Source organism: [Clostridium] citroniae WAL-17108, from assembly GCF_000233455.1.
In the GTDB taxonomy this organism is placed as follows: domain Bacteria; phylum Bacillota; class Clostridia; order Lachnospirales; family Lachnospiraceae; genus Enterocloster; species Enterocloster citroniae.
In genome coordinates this window covers 343,411-359,677 of sequence record NZ_JH376420.1, presented here as the reverse complement: position 1 = coordinate 359,677, position 16,267 = coordinate 343,411, and the positions used below count along the sequence as shown (strand labels likewise).

Here is a 16,267-nt window from a genome sequence, read left to right as displayed (position 1 = left end):
AGTAAAGGAAGGAAGCAGGTAAGATGGCGGATAAGAAACACATATTAACCTATGCCGGACTCAAACAGTATGAGGATGAGCTGCAGAATCTGAAAGTTGTAAAGAGAAAAGAAGTTGCGCAGAAGATCAAGGAAGCAAGGGAACAGGGCGACCTGTCCGAGAATGCTGAGTATGATGCGGCTAAGGATGAGCAGAGGGATATCGAGCTTCGTATCGAGGAGCTGGAAAAGCTGCTTAAGAATGCAGAGGTTGTGGTTGAGGACGAGATCGACCTTGACAAGATCAACATTGGCTGCAAGGTAAAGCTTCTGGACGTGGAGTATGACGAGGAGATGGAATTCTATATTGTAGGTTCCACAGAAGCCAACAGCCTGCAGAATAAGATCAGCAATGAGTCTCCGGTGGGCCGTGCCCTTATAGGCAAGGTAGTGGGAGACTGCGTTGACGTGGAGACACAGGCAGGAGATATCCAGTACAAGGTACTGGAGATCCAGAGAGTGTCATAGAGGACACGGTTTAAGAATAGACGAACACAAAGGAGTGCGAAACGTGGGAGAGCAGCAGAAGGTTAACCAGACGGAACAGGATTTGAATCATGTGCTGAAAGCGCGCCGGGAGAAACTGGCCGAACTTCAGGCAGCTGGAAAGGATCCTTTCCAGATTACAAAATATGATGTGACTGTCCACAGTATGGATGTGAAAGATAATTACCAGCAGTGGGAAGGAAAGGAAGCAGTCATCGCAGGACGTATGATGTTCAAGCGTGTGATGGGCAAAGCTTCTTTCTGCAATGTACAGGACTTGCAGGGAACCATCCAGGTCTATGTTGCCAGGGACAGCATAGGCGAGGAACCTTATAAAGATTTTAAGAAGATGGATATCGGTGATATCGTGGGCGTTAAAGGAACTGTGTTCACAACCAAGACAGGTGAGATCTCCATTCATGCCGCCGAGGTGACCCTTCTCACCAAAAGCCTTCAGGTGCTTCCGGAAAAGTTCCACGGACTGACCGACACGGATACCCGTTACCGCCAGAGATACGTGGATCTGATCATGAATGCGGAGGTAAAGGATACCTTTATCAAGCGTTCCAGGATCATTTCTGCGATCCGCACCTATTTAAGCGGCCAGGGCTTTATGGAGGTGGAGACCCCCATGCTGGTTGCCAATGCAGGCGGCGCTGCGGCCAGGCCCTTTGAAACCCACTTTAATGCGCTGGATGAGGATCTGAAGATGCGCATTTCCCTGGAGCTTTACCTAAAGAGACTGATCGTGGGCGGACTTGAGAGAGTGTACGAGATCGGCCGCGTATTCCGCAACGAGGGGCTGGATACCCGCCATAATCCTGAGTTTACCCTGATGGAGCTGTACCAGGCATATACGGACTATAACGGTATGATGGAGCTGACGGAGAACCTGTACCGCCATGTGGCCCAGGCAGTCCTGGGCACCACAACCATTACCTATAAGGGTGTGGAGATGGATCTGGGCCGGCCCTTTGCGCGTATCACTATGGTGGAAGCTGTTAAGAAGTATGCGGGCGTGGACTTTGATGAGATCCACACCCTGGAAGAAGCAAGGGCCATTGCCAAGGAAAAGGGCGTTGAGTTTGAAGCCCGCCATAAGAAGGGCGATATCTTAAACCTGTTCTTTGAGGAGTTTGCGGAGGAACATCTGGTACAGCCTACTTTTGTGCTGGATCATCCGGTGGAGATATCCCCTCTGACCAAGAAAAAACCGGGCAATCCCGATTATGTGGAGCGTTTTGAGTTCTTTATGAACGGCTGGGAGATGGCTAACGCCTACTCAGAGATTAATGATCCCATTGACCAGAGGGAGCGCTTTAAAGCCCAGGAGGAGCTTCTGGCACAGGGAGACGAGGAGGCAAACCATACGGACGAGGACTTCCTGAACGCCCTGGAAGTGGGTATGCCGCCTACGGGAGGAATCGGATTCGGTATTGACCGTATGGTCATGCTGCTTACCGATTCACCGGCGATCAGGGATGTGTTGCTGTTCCCCACGATGAAGAGCTTAGAAAAATAAAAGCTAGGTTTTATGCGGGTTTGCGGGCTTTTTAAAGCCGGAAAAAACGGTTTATACATCAAAAATACATCAAATTTACATCACGATATGTAGAGATATGGAATCATATGGAATAGGGTATCTGGGTTAGTAGAATCAGGTTACTGGCATATTCAAGAAAAGGACATTTTCATTTTCGAGTGAAGGTGTCCTTTTTTGTTACTTGAATTGAGATGATTGTTCCAGATAATTCAGCATACTACATTAAAAAGAAAGGGATGATTTGGTGATTTTTAAGAATGAACAGCACGAGAGTTTTTATAAGGAGTATTTGGCAAAATGCAGATATCAGGACGTGTATCATGAGGCGCTGGTGTACTGCCTCGGGATCAGCGAGGATACCAGAAGAAACATCAATCAAATTTATGATTTCAAAACTGGATATGTAAAAACAGAGTGCCTGCACGAAGGCTGGCAGACGTTCGGAAGTCCTAAAATTATTCGTATGGCATTTAACTTGTATAACAACGGGACTCCCAGTGTCTACGACTATGATGATTCAGAAGAACAGTTGGAGGAATGCCAGAGATATACGGTTGAAGACTTGTTCTGCTGCGGATATGCGCCTTACTTCTGGCAGGCTGTCAAAATCAGGTATCCGGAATATTGCGGCGCTGCCTGAGATGGCATTGATGTAGCATATATGCGAGAAAAGAAACGGAGGTAAGATATGTGCAGGGTAATTACAATCGCCAGCCAAAAAGGCGGTGTGGGAAAAAGTACGACTTGTGTGAATCTGGGTATCGGATTGGCAAAAGAGGGAAAACGGGTACTCTTAATTGACGCCGATGCCCAGGGGAATATGTCGGCGTGTCTGGGAGTGGCGGAGCCGGATGAACTGGAGGTGACGCTGGTGAACCTGATGGAGAAGGTGGTGAACGATGAGCCGTGGGAACCGTCAGAGGGGATTCACCATCACGACGAGGGTGTGGATTTCCTTCCGGCCAATATTGAACTGGCCGGACTGGAAACCACCCTTGTAAACGTAATGAGCCGGGAAACAATCATGAGGCAGTATGTCAATGAAATGCGCCGGTCTTACGATTACATATTGATTGACACCATGCCTTCGCTGGGGATGATGACGATTAACGCCCTTGTGGCGGCGGACAGCGTTCTGATTCCTGTGGAGGCGGCGTATCTGTCTGTGAAAGGGCTTCAGCAGCTAATCAAAACCATTGGCCGGGTCCGTCGGCAGTTAAATCAGGGACTTCAGATAGAGGGGATTCTGCTGACGAAAGTAGACCGAAGGACTAATTTTGCAAAGGATATTTCTGAAAAGCTCCGTGGCGCCTACGGGGAGAAAATCCATATTTTTGAGAACTGCATTCCCCTTTCCATTAAAGCCGCTGAAACCAGTGCGGAGGGAAAGAGCATTTTCCTTCATGCACCCAGAGGAATCGTTGCGGAAGGGTACAAGGCGTTGACCAGGGAGGTACTTTCTTATGAGCAGCCGAAGTGCGGATAAAATTGTATTCACATCTTATGATGACCTGTTTGGGGAGAAACAGGCGGAAAAAGCAGGGGAGAGCGTACTGAACCTGCCGTTATCCAGTCTCCATTCCTTTAAAAGCCACCCATTCCGTGTGCCGGACGATGAAAAGATGCAGGAAACGGTTAAGAGTATCCGGCAGTATGGCGTCCTTGTTCCGGCAATCGTGCGGGAAGATAAGGTGCAGGGGAATTATGAGATCATTGCAGGACACAGAAGAAAACGGGCCTGTGAATTAGTCGGTCTTCCAGAAATGCCGGCGATTGTCCGGGACCTGACAGATGATGAGGCGGTTATCATTATGGTAGATTCCGTGCGCCCGTAAGGCGCTTGGGGTGGACACCCAAGCGGCGTGGGTCATTATGATTTTGCTCTGAGAAAGCAATAAGAAAAATTATCAAGTGTGAAAAACACAATCTTATCGCCAACAACTAACCTCGAGTGGAAACATAAAGGGGACAACAGCACGTTTGTAAAGGCACAAGTCAGCGAAGCTTCCAGGCTGCGACTGAGTGTCGAGGCGAAAGGTACTATATGAGGATGAAGGCTACACTGCTTGAAGGAAAGTCAGAGGCTGGAGCTAACCATCTCCACACCGAAGGGAAGATGTTACGGTGGTGCATTGGCGGATTAGTATTTTGCTGTCTGCAATCCGTGGGATAATCGGTGCAAGCTAGCCATAAGTAATGGAAAATGACGAAAACTCCCATACCGACAATAGTACAACTTATCATAATGATGCTAAACGGGGATTACCTAAACTGAAATGCCCATGGGCTATGAGTAATGCCGAAAGGTGATAAATCTCAAGTGTAAAAAACAAGAGAGATGACTCTGAATATTCAGCATGGTAACGGAGCCGTCGTAGTAGTCCGTGGACCTTGGATTGACAAGGATAGCCGTAAAAACGGAAGCGAATAATAACGCCCACATGGCGAAGGACGGCAATTTATCGTTCAATACTAAAACGAGGAAGGATGTGTGAGACATTGAGAGAACCAGTAAAGGTATTGAAAAGTCTTTCAGAAAAAACAACAAACAAAGAGTATAAATTCAAGAGATTATATCGGAATTTATACAACCCAGAGTTTTACTTCTTAGCCTATAAAAACATAAGCCAATCGCAAGGAAGTATGACACCTGGTGTAGATGGAAAAAGCTTAGACGGAATGAGTGAAAAACGTATCAATGCGCTTATAGAAAGTCTCAAAGACTTCAGCTATCAGCCAAACCCTGCAAGGCGTGTGTACATTGAAAAGAAAAATAGCACAAAGAAACGCCCGCTAGGAATACCATCAACAGAAGACAAATTGGTACAAGAAGTGGTCAAAATGATTCTTGAGAGCATATATGAGCCTAACTTTTCAGATTATTCCCATGGATTCAGACCTAACAGAAGCTGTCACTCTGCTTTACAGCAGATACAAAATCAGTTCACCGGAATCACTTGGTTCGTAGAAGGTGATATACATGCATGCTTCGACAGCTTCGACCATCATGTGCTAGTAAACATTCTGAGGGAGAGAATAGAGGATGAAAACTTCTTGGCTCTCATATGGAAAATGCTGAAAGCTGGATATATGGAGCAATGGGTGTACAATTGTACATTTTCAGGAACACCCCAAGGTTCAGGCGTGAGCCCTATGTTAGCAAATATCTATCTGTCAAAATTGGATGAGTTTGCAGAACGTCTAAAGAAAGAATTTAGCAAGGGCAAATCAAAGGATAACCTTGAATACTCACGAGCCGCAAGCAAGCTGTACTACATCAGAAGAAGAAACCGAGCAAACTGGGACAGTTGGAATGAGCAACAAAGAAAAGAAGCTCTGCGTCTGCAAAAAGATGCCATTAGCTATAAGCACAGCTTACCAAGTAAGCGAGCAAATAATGAAGACTACAAAAGTCTGGTCTACTGTAGATATGCGGATGATTTCTTAATAGGAGTCATTGGTTCATTCGAGGATGCCTCTGAAATAAAAGATAAATTCAGAGTATTTCTCGAGGATACTCTGCATCTTGAGATGTCCGAAGAAAAGACCAAAATCACGCATAGTCAAGATAAAGCCAGATTCCTAGGCTACGACATTACTACAGCCAAGAATTCAGCACTAATGTATGATTCAAAGCATCAGCTAAGGAAAACTCATACGGGCAGAATCAAATTATACGCTCCAAGGGATAAGTGGCAAGCTAAGCTAATAGAGTATGGTGCACTTAGGATTAGATATGATAAAAATGGCAAAGAAATATGGGATTCTCACCACAGAGGCAATATGGTTCACATGACCGATGTGGAAATAGTATCACAGGTGAATGCCGAGATTAGAGGTATGTATAATTACTATTCGATAGCGGAAAATGCAACAGTCATCAAAAACTTTGCATTCATCTTGGAATATAGCATGTATAAGACCTTTGGACTTAAATATCAAAAGAGCGTTTACAAGATACAGAGAAAATACCGTAGGAATGGAATTTTTATGGTTCCTTATAATACAAAGAAAGGGTTAAAATACTGTGAGTTCTATCATGATGGATTCAAGAAGAAACGCTACGCCTGTAGCTTCGAACCCGACCTCTTACCACAATACGTCAAGTATGATAATCCAAATTATTTGAGGACAAGGATTAAGCTGGGTGTATGTGAACTATGTGGAGAAAATCCAGGAGATATATGCATGCATCATGTGAAGTCTTTGAAATCAATCAAAGCGGACAATGAATGGAACACTATTATGTTGGCTAAGCGTCGCAAGACACTTGCAGTTTGTCCAAACTGTTATGCCATGATTACGAAATAACTGAAAGACTATGATAAATGGGAAGCCGTATACATCGAGAGGTGTACGTACGGTTTCGGGGCGAGGCTATGGAAACCTACCTTGGTAATAAGGCAAGGCGCTGTGGTCTTAGCCTACAATATCCAGAGGGAAGATATCCGTCCGTCTGAAAAAGCCTGGGCGTATCGCATGAAGATGGAAGCGCTGAGCCACCAAGGGGTCAAGGGGGAGGCATATACGGCGGAGCTTGTGGGGGAAACGGCTGGTGACTGTGCAAGAACGGTTCAGCGTTATATACGTTTGACGTATCTGAATCCGGAGCTGTTGGACTATGCGGACCAGGGGAAGGTAAGCCTTTCGGTGGCGGAAAGACTATCATTCCTAAGTGAGGAAGCGCAGGGCTGGGTACTGCAGAATCTTAACGGAAATACTGTGGTTTTATCCAAAAGCCGGGCCGAGACGCTGAAGGAGGAAAGTGAGAGAGGGATTCTGACAGAAGAGCGTGTAAGGGATATTCTAAACCAGGATGTAAAGCGGATTAGTATCACCATATCTGCGAAAAAGATAAAGGACTATTTTCCGCAGGATTACACGAAAGACCAGATGGAAGAGGTGATTTTTAAACTGCTTGATTCCTGGAGGGAAGAAATGTACCAGGATGCCTGACCTTATGACACAATGTCGCAAAGTCCATTGAGATAAAGATTATCCATTGACAGAGCTTTTAGGGCTGACCTTGCGACATTGTGTCGTAAAGCTCATTGAAATAGAGATGTATCCATAGTAGTAGGTGTTTATGAGCTGGCTTTACGACAATGTGTCGCAAAGTTTGAACCAAATTTATTTATTATTCTCCAAAGCAAATTGAATTAAGAACAATCAAATGAGTAATGGAGGATAATGATAATGGGAAAGACTGGAATCATTACAACAGAGAATAAAAACAATGAGGTTTACCATGATGTGATTACACTTTTTAAAATCTACCGTTCGGTATCCTGGCGTATGCAGGTCCAGATTGGACAGGTGAAGCACAGGTTCCAGAAGGAATACGGAACGGACGTGGACGAATTTCTGGAATCTATCTATCATGCGGGGATGGATATTAATAATGACGAAGCAAATATCCGTTCCCGTGTGGAAGCCATTGGCAGTTCAAATAAGTTTTTGAAGCTGATTGACGAATCTGTGGATTTGATGCGGCAATACCATCCCCAAGGGGAAAAGTATTATTGGGTTTTATACTATACCTATATGTCGGCTTACAAGCCCATGAACATTACGGAGGTTATAAGCAAGCTGGAGCCTCATTTGCCCCAGACTATAAGGATTAACCGCAGTACCTATTTCAGGTGGCGGGAAAGCGCCCTGAAGGCCGTAGAGGGTATACTGTGGGGGTATGAGGAGGAGAGCCGGAACCTGTTAGAGCACTTCAGGGATACCTGGGTAATCGAGAAGTGATTTTGTGGAAAGAAGGGCGTTTATGAAGAAAATAAAGAGAAAATCTGTAGAAATGAGAAGACCAGATTATAAGTTCTGCCACTATTGTGACAGGAAAGTGAAACAGGAGGAAATTATCTGTCCATCCTGCGGACGGTCGCTGGTTAGGAGCTTGAAGGGGATGGGAAAGGCGGAATTGTTAGCGGAGGAAAGCGAGTCCTGTTTCTGTGGTTCCCAAAAGCGCCAGGGGAGTCGGATATCATTTGAACAGGTTGCAGAAGAGCTGGAAACCAGCTTTGCAGTCGGAACGATATTTAAAAATACATAAGGAGCATGGAGATGAACGATAGTAGAAATGTGAGCGTCATACATGATTTAGAGGGAAAAAAGATTGTGATAATCCATGATATCCGATTCCGGGGAAAACGCAAAATTAACTGGAAAGAGGTTGAACAGTACTTGAAGCGCTATATCGGAGAGGTTTATGAGATTATGGATTCAGCAGACATTGTCTATGTGGGGAAAGATTTTGCAGACGAATACAGCGGCTCCCAGGACACGGCTCGTTTGAAAGGCGCACTGGCTAAAGCAAAGGCGAATGCATCCCAGGGGATTCCCGAACTGATTGAAACGGCGGAAAACCGGAGGCATAAAGGTAATTTGAATCCAAAACATCAGCGGGACGCAAAATTTGGCTGGTACCGTTATGATTCCAGATTCGGGCTTCCGGTTTATGGGGAAGATGGGGAATTGGAACGCTATAACATATTCCATGTGGAAATGCTGATACGCCATGACGCGGATGGAAAGAGGTATCTGTATGATGTGGTGAATATAAAAAAAGAAACAGGCACCCCGCTTGAGCAATAGCTGTACGGTTACAAACCCATCTCTTTCTTTAATCATATAGGATATGCTGAAAAAAGTCAAGTACAATATATTGATTTAACACATTGACAATATCTATATATAGTGTTAATATAATCTTGTATTGATTTATATAGCTTCGGCAGCTTGCAGGAGATATAAAAAATTTTGTTCCCGTCTACGTGGGAGGGAAGCGGTCAGGCAAAAAAGAACCGCCTGAATGTTTCTATTTGTCTATATACTTGGAATGACGCTCATTTTTTTATAAATGCGGCGTCTTTTTTGTTGGGCAAAACGGGAGCAGTGATACGGAAGGAGGGCAGAAGAAACCTAAAAATGATTTTTAATGGGAGGCAGGAATGAAGAAAGATAAGTTTAAGAAAATGAAGCTCCAGATTCAGACATTGGATACCGTAGACGGAATAGAAAATTGTGTGCTGCTTCTTGAATGTGTTAAGCTGGAATGGCCAGAAGCAGTGAATATTTCTATGGAATCCACGCAGCAAAGTAAAACCCGGCAGGGGGATGGCACTTTGGTTGTGGAATTGGATGCCAGAGGAATTCAATCAGATGATGGGGAAATGAAGCATTTAAGGACAGGAAAACAGGCGGAGATTCTAGATTACCACTATTTTAAATCCAGGCTGGTGGGGACGATTGTGACGGATGTGAAAGCAGAAGTCTTTGATTTCTCCAGAAGGCAGAAGATTCCATTTACGGTAAAAAAGCTGGAGTTCAATTTTGCAAATGGAAAAAAGGTGGATTTGACAGACCGGGTCAGCGTATTGTCGCTGGATCAGTTAGCCGCTTGAAAGTTGAGGAAAGGATGGTGCAATTATGAGGAATAGGGAGATACAATCAAAACATCTGGTACGGGCGCGAGGAGAAGTGCAGTTTCCAATCAAAGTGGGTGAGGAAGCGTATTACCGTCAGGGCGACCGTTTGATTTGGACGGATAAGGTGAAAAGAATCCTTGAAATTGCCGCTGATTATGTGAGGTTAGAAACTACGGCTTATTATTACATCATCGAAAAAGAAAGAACCGAGGCATCAGCGTTAAGTCTGGCTGCCTAACAGAATGCAAATTACGTGAACGCCTCAGAGATTTATGGGGAAACAGGAGTGGGCCAATAATGAGACTATATTGGGACGAGGCGTGCATTGACATGAGATTTTGCAGAATTTATAATGATATCATCGGTTTTTATGCACAGGAAAACTTGTGGGGAGCCATGAAAATCTGAAACAAAATAACGCACAGAAAAGCAATCACATCCATGGTGGTTGCTTTTTTTGTGCCTGAAAGAAGGTGAGGGAGCTGCATTTTAGAAAAGCAGATGAATCTGCAGAAAGCAGGAAACAGGAACCGGGATGGACAAGGCGGCTGTCATGTCTGGCTGTACAGGGATACCTGCTCTGGGGTATAAACATTTTAATGTGCCAAACCACTTATGCGGCAGATATTTTTGATATTGCTAAGAGCGCCATGCAGAAAGTCTATTCCGATGTGGCAGGGCTTGCAACAGTGGGCGCAGTCGTATGCGCGTCCATCTGTCTTTTCTTGATGAATTTTTCTAAATCAGGAAAGACCGTTGATGAATCAAGAGCGTGGTTAAAGCGGATTGTGGTGTGTTGGGCCGTTCTGATGACACTGGGAGCTATTGTAACTTACATGGAGGCGATTATTCCGCAGCAATCATTTACACCGTAGAAAATAATGAAACCGTAACATAACAGCAGTAAAAATGCCGGAGCTCCCCCGGCAAAGGAGGTGAAGGATACCCTGAAAATGGGGAATGACAGATGGGATGGTTATTAGAACTTTTATTTGAGGCGATCCGGGAATTGTGTTCCCAGTTTATTATAGACATGATGGATATAGCGAGCGGAATGTTTACCGAGATTTTATCCTGCGATTTGGACTTGTTTGAAGAATTATTTGGGGTTGTGGGAAGTTTGTACCAAAATGCAGTGCTGCCAATTGCAGTTGCACTGCTTCTCATGATATTAACCTGGCAGGTGTTTAAATCCATGTTCGGGAAGTTGGGGGTAAACTCTGAAGATCCGCTGGAACTTGTATTCCGGTCAGGATTTTGTCTGTTTATGCTGGTCTATGCAAGAGATATCGTGAATTATGTTCTGGAGGTGGCGGGAACGCCTTACCAATGGGTCGTGGGGACAGGAATCACAGTGGATTCTTTCAGTGGATATGTTTCCGCCGCAGAGGCAGCGGTATCAGTGTTGGGGACAGATGCGTTAAGTATATCTCTGCTCCTTTTAATCATGCACTTTGTGGTAGCGTGGAACTATTTTAAGCTGTTGTTTATTTTGGCAGAAAGGTATGTACTTCTGGGAGTGCTTTCCTATACAGCACCGTTGGCTTTTGCTACCGGAGGGTCTAAGGCAACTAACAATATTCTTGCATCTTGGTCAAAAATGTTCGGTGGACAGGTTATGATTGTGATTTTGGATGCCTGGTGCCTGAAAATGTTTCTGGCAGGCTATGGAAACCTGATGGCAAGCGGATATGGATTTACTCGTTTTTTTGCCGCTACTATGTGTCTGATTGGCTTCTGCAAGATTGCGGGAAAGCTGGATTCCTATATGGCTTCCCTGGGCGTAAGCATGGGCAGGACAATGGGAGGTTTAAGTGGTCTGGGTGCTCTTATGATGGCAGGGCGCCTGTTGTCGGGCGGTGGACGCGGAAGAAATGCCAGTTCGGCGGCGTCTGGTTCCGGCCATATGAATTTTGGAAATGGAAGGCCGATTCCCATGGGAGGCACAGGAGCGTCTGCATCGGCAGGCGTTATGTCCGATATGGACGGAAACATGAAAGATGGAGCTGGCTCTGGGATTGGCGGAATGGATGCCGGGAATATGGCAGATGATTTTCAGGGCATGGAGAATCAAAATCTGGATATGGGAGATGGATTCGGTGTATTCCAGATGGATGACTCCGCTTTGACAGGTCAGAATCTTCCTTTTGGTACGCCGGATGATGAGAACGGATTTGCACAAGGAGCAGGTGACGGCATGCAAGAGGTTCCACCGGCTACGGAGGAAGAGGGGACGCTGGCCCCTATGGAATCGGAAAGTGGAATTCCCATTGGAGATACAGGTATGGATCCGTTTGAGGAAGAACCTTTATCCGCAGGAGATATGGCAGAGGGAGGAGAACTTCCTCCTATGGAAGATATGGAGAACGGAAACCAGGTTCTGCCGTTTGGAAATGTGGAAGATATGACCGGAGGGATGGAAATTGGAGAGAGTGGCAATGCTTTCGGTCAAGAAAATGCTTCGGAAGCCACGGGTCTGGAACTGTCTGGAGAGAGTGCTGGAATTGGGGACTTGCAGGATAATATGGATAGCAGAATTGGGAGTGAGACAGAAGGTGCGGCTTCTATGGGAGACGGGGCAGTTGGATCCGGGACGTCTTCTTATGGAGGAACGCAGGAATCCTCTGTTTCTGGTTTGTCAGCAGATAACTTCGATACAGGGACTATGGAACATATGGATGGAACGGGAGCCGTTTCGGGAATGGAGCCGGCAGCGGATTCATCTGGCCGCGTGAGCGGACTGGAAGCAGCAGAATCCGGACAAAACCTGCCAGTGGGTGATAGTACTGGATTTGCCGCAGGCGAATCGGCGGTGAATAGCGTAATAGACACAGCGGTCATTTCAGGAAAAGCAGGAGGCAGTGCGGCTGTGACTGGTGTATCGCAGCAGGACGGCATGTCAGAGGGGTTGCGTGGATGTTATCAGGCAGAGCGGGATGGAAAGCAGTATATGCGTTATGATACGGGATTGTATGAGAAGCCGAAAGGACCGTACCAGACCATTCATGAAAATGGGAAGACCTATTACGAACTACCGAAACAGGAAAAAGCTCCAGCTATGCTTCCGGAGACGAAGGCAGTCCTGGAGAAAAACGGAACCCTCCGCCTGGAAAAGGTATACCAGCAAAAGGAACGTATGGAGAAACCGAAAGAACAGCCAGCCTTGCAGGAAAGCCTGCTAAAACAGCGGGAGAAGAAAGCCATAAAGAAACCAGTGAAAAAACAGACTGGAGCCGGGCTCAGGAATCAGCGTAGGAAAACTCCTGACAAGAAATAAGAATTAAGACCAGTTTAAAGGAGGGAGATATGAGCAGGGACTGGGCAGAGGACGAGCCGCTTGACAAAGCGGCAGAAACGGCTGCCCGAACAGTTCGGGCAGCGGGGCAGGCAAAGCAGGCGGCAGAAGCAATTCAGGCAGTTCACCTTGCCGCAGGGGCTGCAAAAAGTGGATCTGCTGTGAGCGGAACGGCTGCTGGAGCCGCATTGGGTGGCCCTATGGGAGCGGTTATTGGGGCGGTTTTGGCAAGTAAATCCTTCTGGAAAGCGGTAGGGGCAGTTCTGGCGGCAGTCCTTCTGTTCCTGTATATGATTGTAAATTCCATAGGGATTATCTTTTCCTATCTGGGTTTTGCCGATGCGGACAGCTATGTGGCACAGGCCAGGGAAGCAGAGTATCAGAATATAAAGGTTCAGATAGAAACTCTTTTTTCGGAAAGTCCAGAATTGAAAGCAGAAATCTGTGCTGTGATTGAGGGATACCGCGATCAAATGCTGGACGAAATCGGCGTGGATTTTCGTGAGAATTGGGACGGGTATGATGATTATGAGGTAGAAGATGAATATGAGTCCAGGCTGGAACCTATGTTAAGTCAGTATCTGGCTGTCTTAATTGAGGAATCATGGAATGGAGGCCGGATTGTGGGATTCAACGGATATGGAACCGTGGGCGGCTTTGATTCGGATTTGACCAGTCCCTATGATGAATATTTTGCGTTGGCAGCAGCGACCTATCAAGTTCCGGAGGCACTATTAAAAGCAATGGGGAAAGCGGAATCTGATTTTAATCCTAATGCAGTGTCAAGCGCAGGAGCCATGGGGATTATGCAGCTCATGCCTGGAACGGCAGCGAATCTGGAAGTGACATCCCCATTTGACCCGAAACAGAATATCATGGGTGGAGCCAAATACATAGCCGAGCTTCTCCGTACTTTTGGTTCCTATCCGGACGGAGTCAGGCTGGCAGTTGCCGCTTATAATGCCGGTCCGGGAGCGGTGAAAAGAGCCGGATACCGGATACCACAAAACGGTGAGACGCCAGCTTACGTGGAAAAGGTAATGGGGTATCTGACTGCAGCGGGAGGTGAGGGGACAAAACCGGAATCGGGAGCAGGAACTGGAGGAACTGCCGTCATGCCACAGACAGGAACAACGGTTTCGGTGATATTGCTCAAATCCATGGTGGAAGAAAACGCCAAAGACTTTTTAGGATGGATGCAGACCGGAACCCATACGGAAATTATAGATGGAGGGGACGAGGAGGAAGACGAAGAAATTGAGATTGTGGATTATGCGATTGTTGTGAAACTGAATGCCAATCTGTCGCCGCCAGTCACTGGTTATAGCTACAGCTATGTGACCAGCCAGACTACTTTCAATTATGTGTTGAAACTGTTTGAGCTTCTGAAAGATGGAACTGATGGAATTCTGGATGTGCTGTTTAAGGCAACGAGCTGGAAGAACTATGTGCTTGGAGCCGGTGCATCAGAGGATATTTATACCAGCGAGATTCAGACTGGTGGAGACACAATTTTCTATGACACCGTCAGAGGTTGTGTGAAAGAGGTGATTTATTTTAACCAGGGAGAAGAGCCCTGGGCCTCCATGCCTTATGGGAGCTCTACAATTAAATCTGCAGGGTGTGGTCCTACCGCATTAGCCATTGTCATCTCTACATTGACAGGAGAGAATGTGACGCCCCAGATGACGGCGGAATATGCCATGTCCCACGGATTGTATGTCTCAGGGAAAGGAACCAGCCACTCATTTCCGGCTATGGCTGCCGGCAGTTGGGGACTTTCAGTAGAACGGGTAAAAAGGGGACAGATTGACTATGTGGTTAAGCAGTTAAAGGAAGGAAAGCTGGCAGTGGTAATCTGTGCGGAAAACACCATATCAGGAAGCAGTGGTCATTTTATTGTGCTGACAGGTGTGACGAGGGATGGCTATATTGCCATTGCTGATCCGGGAAGCCGGAGCCGGACTGGAAAACTTTACAGCCCGGCTACAATACAATCTTATGCCAGAGATCTAAGTGATGGCGGTATCTGGATTATGGGAGGACAATAGAAATTGAGGCGATGGATAAAAGGCTGGATTGGGGCGGCGTTTCTCGCCCTGGTCCTTCAGCCAGGGAAAGTTCTTGCCAATGAGAATTCTGTGCAGGTTCAGACCAAAGTAGAGACAGACGGATGGGAGGAAGAGTATACGGATACAGACACCAGACGTGGAACCCTGTCCATCCGCTGCGAGACGTTTCAGGGATTTCACGGTAGGATAAAGCTACATATACGGAACATGGTTGGAGGGTGGGAGCGAAGCGCGACACTGACTGAAAAAGGCGGATATGCAGTGAACCTGTCCCTTCCGGTAGGTGCCTATGAGATTGAAAGATGTGAGGCACAGACAGATGGTCGTAAGTTTCGGTGTCAGGCGGACCGAACGGAAGTGGAGATTAAAGATGAGAAGATTATTATGTGTCGGGTAACGATAACGCCGGATAGTGTGTTTCGTCTGCCATACGAGGATGACGCTGTGGAAGTTACATCGGGCACGTTGGTTGCAGTTGCTACACGTTCCGATAGCAGTGGACGAGAGGGGAGCGAAATGCCAGAACCATCAGATGAAGAAATGAATCAGGAGATGGAACTTCAGGGAAGTATACGGGTGAGTCCGCTCTGGATTTTGGGAATATTAGGAGCTGGTCTATGCCTTTACGAGCTTTATTATGTAATAAAACGAAGGTAAGAAAGGAGGATAGGGTACCATGGATCAGGAAGACCGGATAGATATTTATACCATTCCACCCAATTTTGCAGAGGAAGGAACTTTGTTTTCCGGGAGGGTAAAGACAAGAAATGCAGTGGAAACGACCATGCTCCTTATGGTTTTAGTTCCGCTGCTTTTTTCGCTTAATATGACGGTAAAGATGAAAATGTATATCGGTATGATTGTCCTTGTACCGGCAGTGGTAGTATCAGTGATTGGGATTCAAGGGGAAAGCCTGTTTGCATTTATCGCTAGCTTCTTTCGGTATGTGAGGCGGCGCAGGTGCCTTACTGAGCCGGACGAGTGTTACCGTCTTGAGCAGAACCGAAGAAAAGAGAAAGTCCGGAAAGGAGGAAAGCAGGGACGTGAAAAGAGTAAGAAAGCAGAGTGGAGAAGTACCGGCACAGGAGCCAAAGCAGAATGGGAGACAAAGTCCCAGGAAAATCCAGAATCGGGAATGGAAGAGAAATTTAAAAAGAATAAAGAAAGCTTTAAAACAGGAGCTGAACCAAAAGACAAAGAGACGGAAACCGGAAAAAAGCCGCGAAAAAACAGATCCGGCACGAAAAGAAAACAGTCAAAATGAGCAGTATGACCTGCCATTTACAAGAGCCTCAAGAGAAATACCGATTAAGGAGATACGGGACGGTATTATTTATACTGTCGATGGACGGTATGTGAAGATTTTGGAAGTTATGCCGATTAATTTTCTACATCGCAGC

The 16,267-nt window shown here is 46.2% G+C and carries 16 protein-coding genes and 1 pseudogene; all 17 read left to right on the top strand.

Translation table 11 applies throughout. From position 1 onward, the window contains the following. Positions 1 to 23: 23 nt before the first annotated feature. Positions 24 to 506, top strand: coding sequence for a transcription elongation factor GreA (gene greA / locus HMPREF9469_RS01590; RefSeq protein ID WP_002574940.1), 483 nt, complete (start codon positions 24 to 26; stop codon positions 504 to 506). A 43-nt stretch (positions 507 to 549) separates the two neighbouring features. Beyond that, complete coding sequence (lysS, locus tag HMPREF9469_RS01585) at positions 550 to 2,046, top strand: lysine--tRNA ligase (protein ID WP_007858468.1); 1,497 nt, start codon at positions 550 to 552, stop codon at positions 2,044 to 2,046. A 262-nt stretch (positions 2,047 to 2,308) separates the two neighbouring features. Further along, entirely contained in the window at positions 2,309 to 2,707 is a 399-nt protein-coding gene (locus HMPREF9469_RS01580; RefSeq protein ID WP_007858466.1) for a DUF6075 family protein, read from the top strand. A gap of 48 nt (positions 2,708 to 2,755) precedes the next feature. After that, positions 2,756 to 3,553, top strand: coding sequence for a ParA family protein (locus HMPREF9469_RS01575; RefSeq protein WP_007858465.1), 798 nt, complete (start codon positions 2,756 to 2,758; stop codon positions 3,551 to 3,553). Beyond that, positions 3,531 to 3,890: pseudogene (locus tag HMPREF9469_RS01570) on the top strand (ParB/RepB/Spo0J family partition protein); the annotation flags it as partial. The gene HMPREF9469_RS01575 and the pseudogene HMPREF9469_RS01570, both read left to right, overlap by 23 nt. Before the next feature lie 676 nt (positions 3,891 to 4,566). Next, positions 4,567 to 6,378, top strand: coding sequence for a reverse transcriptase/maturase family protein (locus HMPREF9469_RS01565; protein WP_040415343.1), 1,812 nt, complete (start codon positions 4,567 to 4,569; stop codon positions 6,376 to 6,378). A gap of 81 nt (positions 6,379 to 6,459) precedes the next feature. Continuing rightward, entirely contained in the window at positions 6,460 to 7,023 is a 564-nt protein-coding gene (locus HMPREF9469_RS01560) for a hypothetical protein (protein ID WP_050814426.1), read from the top strand. A gap of 240 nt (positions 7,024 to 7,263) precedes the next feature. Beyond that, on the top strand, positions 7,264 to 7,818 hold the full coding sequence (locus HMPREF9469_RS01555) for a hypothetical protein (protein WP_007858459.1): 555 nt from the start codon (positions 7,264 to 7,266) through the stop codon (positions 7,816 to 7,818). Positions 7,819 to 7,840: 22 nt separating this feature from the next. Further along, on the top strand, positions 7,841 to 8,125 hold the full coding sequence (locus HMPREF9469_RS01550) for a hypothetical protein (protein ID WP_007858457.1): 285 nt from the start codon (positions 7,841 to 7,843) through the stop codon (positions 8,123 to 8,125). Between the two features lie 11 nt (positions 8,126 to 8,136). Next, positions 8,137 to 8,667, top strand: coding sequence for a hypothetical protein (locus tag HMPREF9469_RS01545; protein ID WP_007858456.1), 531 nt, complete (start codon positions 8,137 to 8,139; stop codon positions 8,665 to 8,667). Positions 8,668 to 9,023: 356 nt separating this feature from the next. Further along, the gene (locus HMPREF9469_RS01535) at positions 9,024 to 9,476 is read left to right on the top strand and encodes a hypothetical protein (protein WP_007858454.1); all 453 of its coding nucleotides are present in this window, start codon (positions 9,024 to 9,026) and stop codon (positions 9,474 to 9,476) included. 25 nt (positions 9,477 to 9,501) lie between these two features. Beyond that, positions 9,502 to 9,738 (top strand): hypothetical protein, encoded by a 237-nt coding sequence (locus tag HMPREF9469_RS01530; RefSeq protein WP_007858452.1) that lies wholly within the window; start codon positions 9,502 to 9,504, stop codon positions 9,736 to 9,738. Between the two features lie 361 nt (positions 9,739 to 10,099). Then, positions 10,100 to 10,375, top strand: coding sequence for a hypothetical protein (locus HMPREF9469_RS01525; RefSeq protein WP_227883934.1), 276 nt, complete (start codon positions 10,100 to 10,102; stop codon positions 10,373 to 10,375). A gap of 92 nt (positions 10,376 to 10,467) precedes the next feature. After that, positions 10,468 to 12,777 carry a hypothetical protein gene (locus tag HMPREF9469_RS30475; RefSeq protein ID WP_007858447.1) on the top strand — a complete coding sequence of 770 codons (2,310 nt, stop codon included), beginning with the start codon at positions 10,468 to 10,470 and terminating at the stop codon, positions 12,775 to 12,777. A 29-nt stretch (positions 12,778 to 12,806) separates the two neighbouring features. After that, positions 12,807 to 14,846 (top strand): transglycosylase SLT domain-containing protein, encoded by a 2,040-nt coding sequence (locus HMPREF9469_RS01515; RefSeq protein ID WP_007858446.1) that lies wholly within the window; start codon positions 12,807 to 12,809, stop codon positions 14,844 to 14,846. A gap of 3 nt (positions 14,847 to 14,849) precedes the next feature. Beyond that, a complete protein-coding gene (locus tag HMPREF9469_RS01510) occupies positions 14,850 to 15,524 on the top strand; it encodes a hypothetical protein (protein ID WP_007858445.1) in 675 nt (224 codons plus the stop codon). 19 nt (positions 15,525 to 15,543) lie between these two features. Further along, positions 15,544 to 16,131, top strand: a complete 588-nt coding sequence (locus tag HMPREF9469_RS32725; protein ID WP_007858444.1) for a hypothetical protein — start codon at positions 15,544 to 15,546, stop codon at positions 16,129 to 16,131. Positions 16,132 to 16,267 lie beyond the last annotated feature (136 nt).

Bases quoted from the DNA above. Each gene is read 5' to 3' on its own strand.
- greA (WP_002574940.1), top strand. From the start codon at position 24: ATGGCGGATAAGAAACACATATTAACCTATGCCGGACTCAAACAGTAT.
- HMPREF9469_RS01575 (WP_007858465.1), top strand. From the start codon at position 2,756: ATGTGCAGGGTAATTACAATCGCCAGCCAAAAAGGCGGTGTGGGAAAA.
- HMPREF9469_RS01555 (WP_007858459.1), top strand. From the start codon at position 7,264: ATGGGAAAGACTGGAATCATTACAACAGAGAATAAAAACAATGAGGTT.
- HMPREF9469_RS01550 (WP_007858457.1), top strand. From the start codon at position 7,841: ATGAAGAAAATAAAGAGAAAATCTGTAGAAATGAGAAGACCAGATTAT.
- HMPREF9469_RS01545 (WP_007858456.1), top strand. From the start codon at position 8,137: ATGAACGATAGTAGAAATGTGAGCGTCATACATGATTTAGAGGGAAAA.
- HMPREF9469_RS01535 (WP_007858454.1), top strand. From the start codon at position 9,024: ATGAAGAAAGATAAGTTTAAGAAAATGAAGCTCCAGATTCAGACATTG.
- HMPREF9469_RS01530 (WP_007858452.1), top strand. From the start codon at position 9,502: ATGAGGAATAGGGAGATACAATCAAAACATCTGGTACGGGCGCGAGGA.
- HMPREF9469_RS01525 (WP_227883934.1), top strand. From the start codon at position 10,100: ATGTGCCAAACCACTTATGCGGCAGATATTTTTGATATTGCTAAGAGC.
- HMPREF9469_RS30475 (WP_007858447.1), top strand. From the start codon at position 10,468: ATGGGATGGTTATTAGAACTTTTATTTGAGGCGATCCGGGAATTGTGT.
- HMPREF9469_RS01515 (WP_007858446.1), top strand. From the start codon at position 12,807: ATGAGCAGGGACTGGGCAGAGGACGAGCCGCTTGACAAAGCGGCAGAA.
- HMPREF9469_RS32725 (WP_007858444.1), top strand. From the start codon at position 15,544: ATGGATCAGGAAGACCGGATAGATATTTATACCATTCCACCCAATTTT.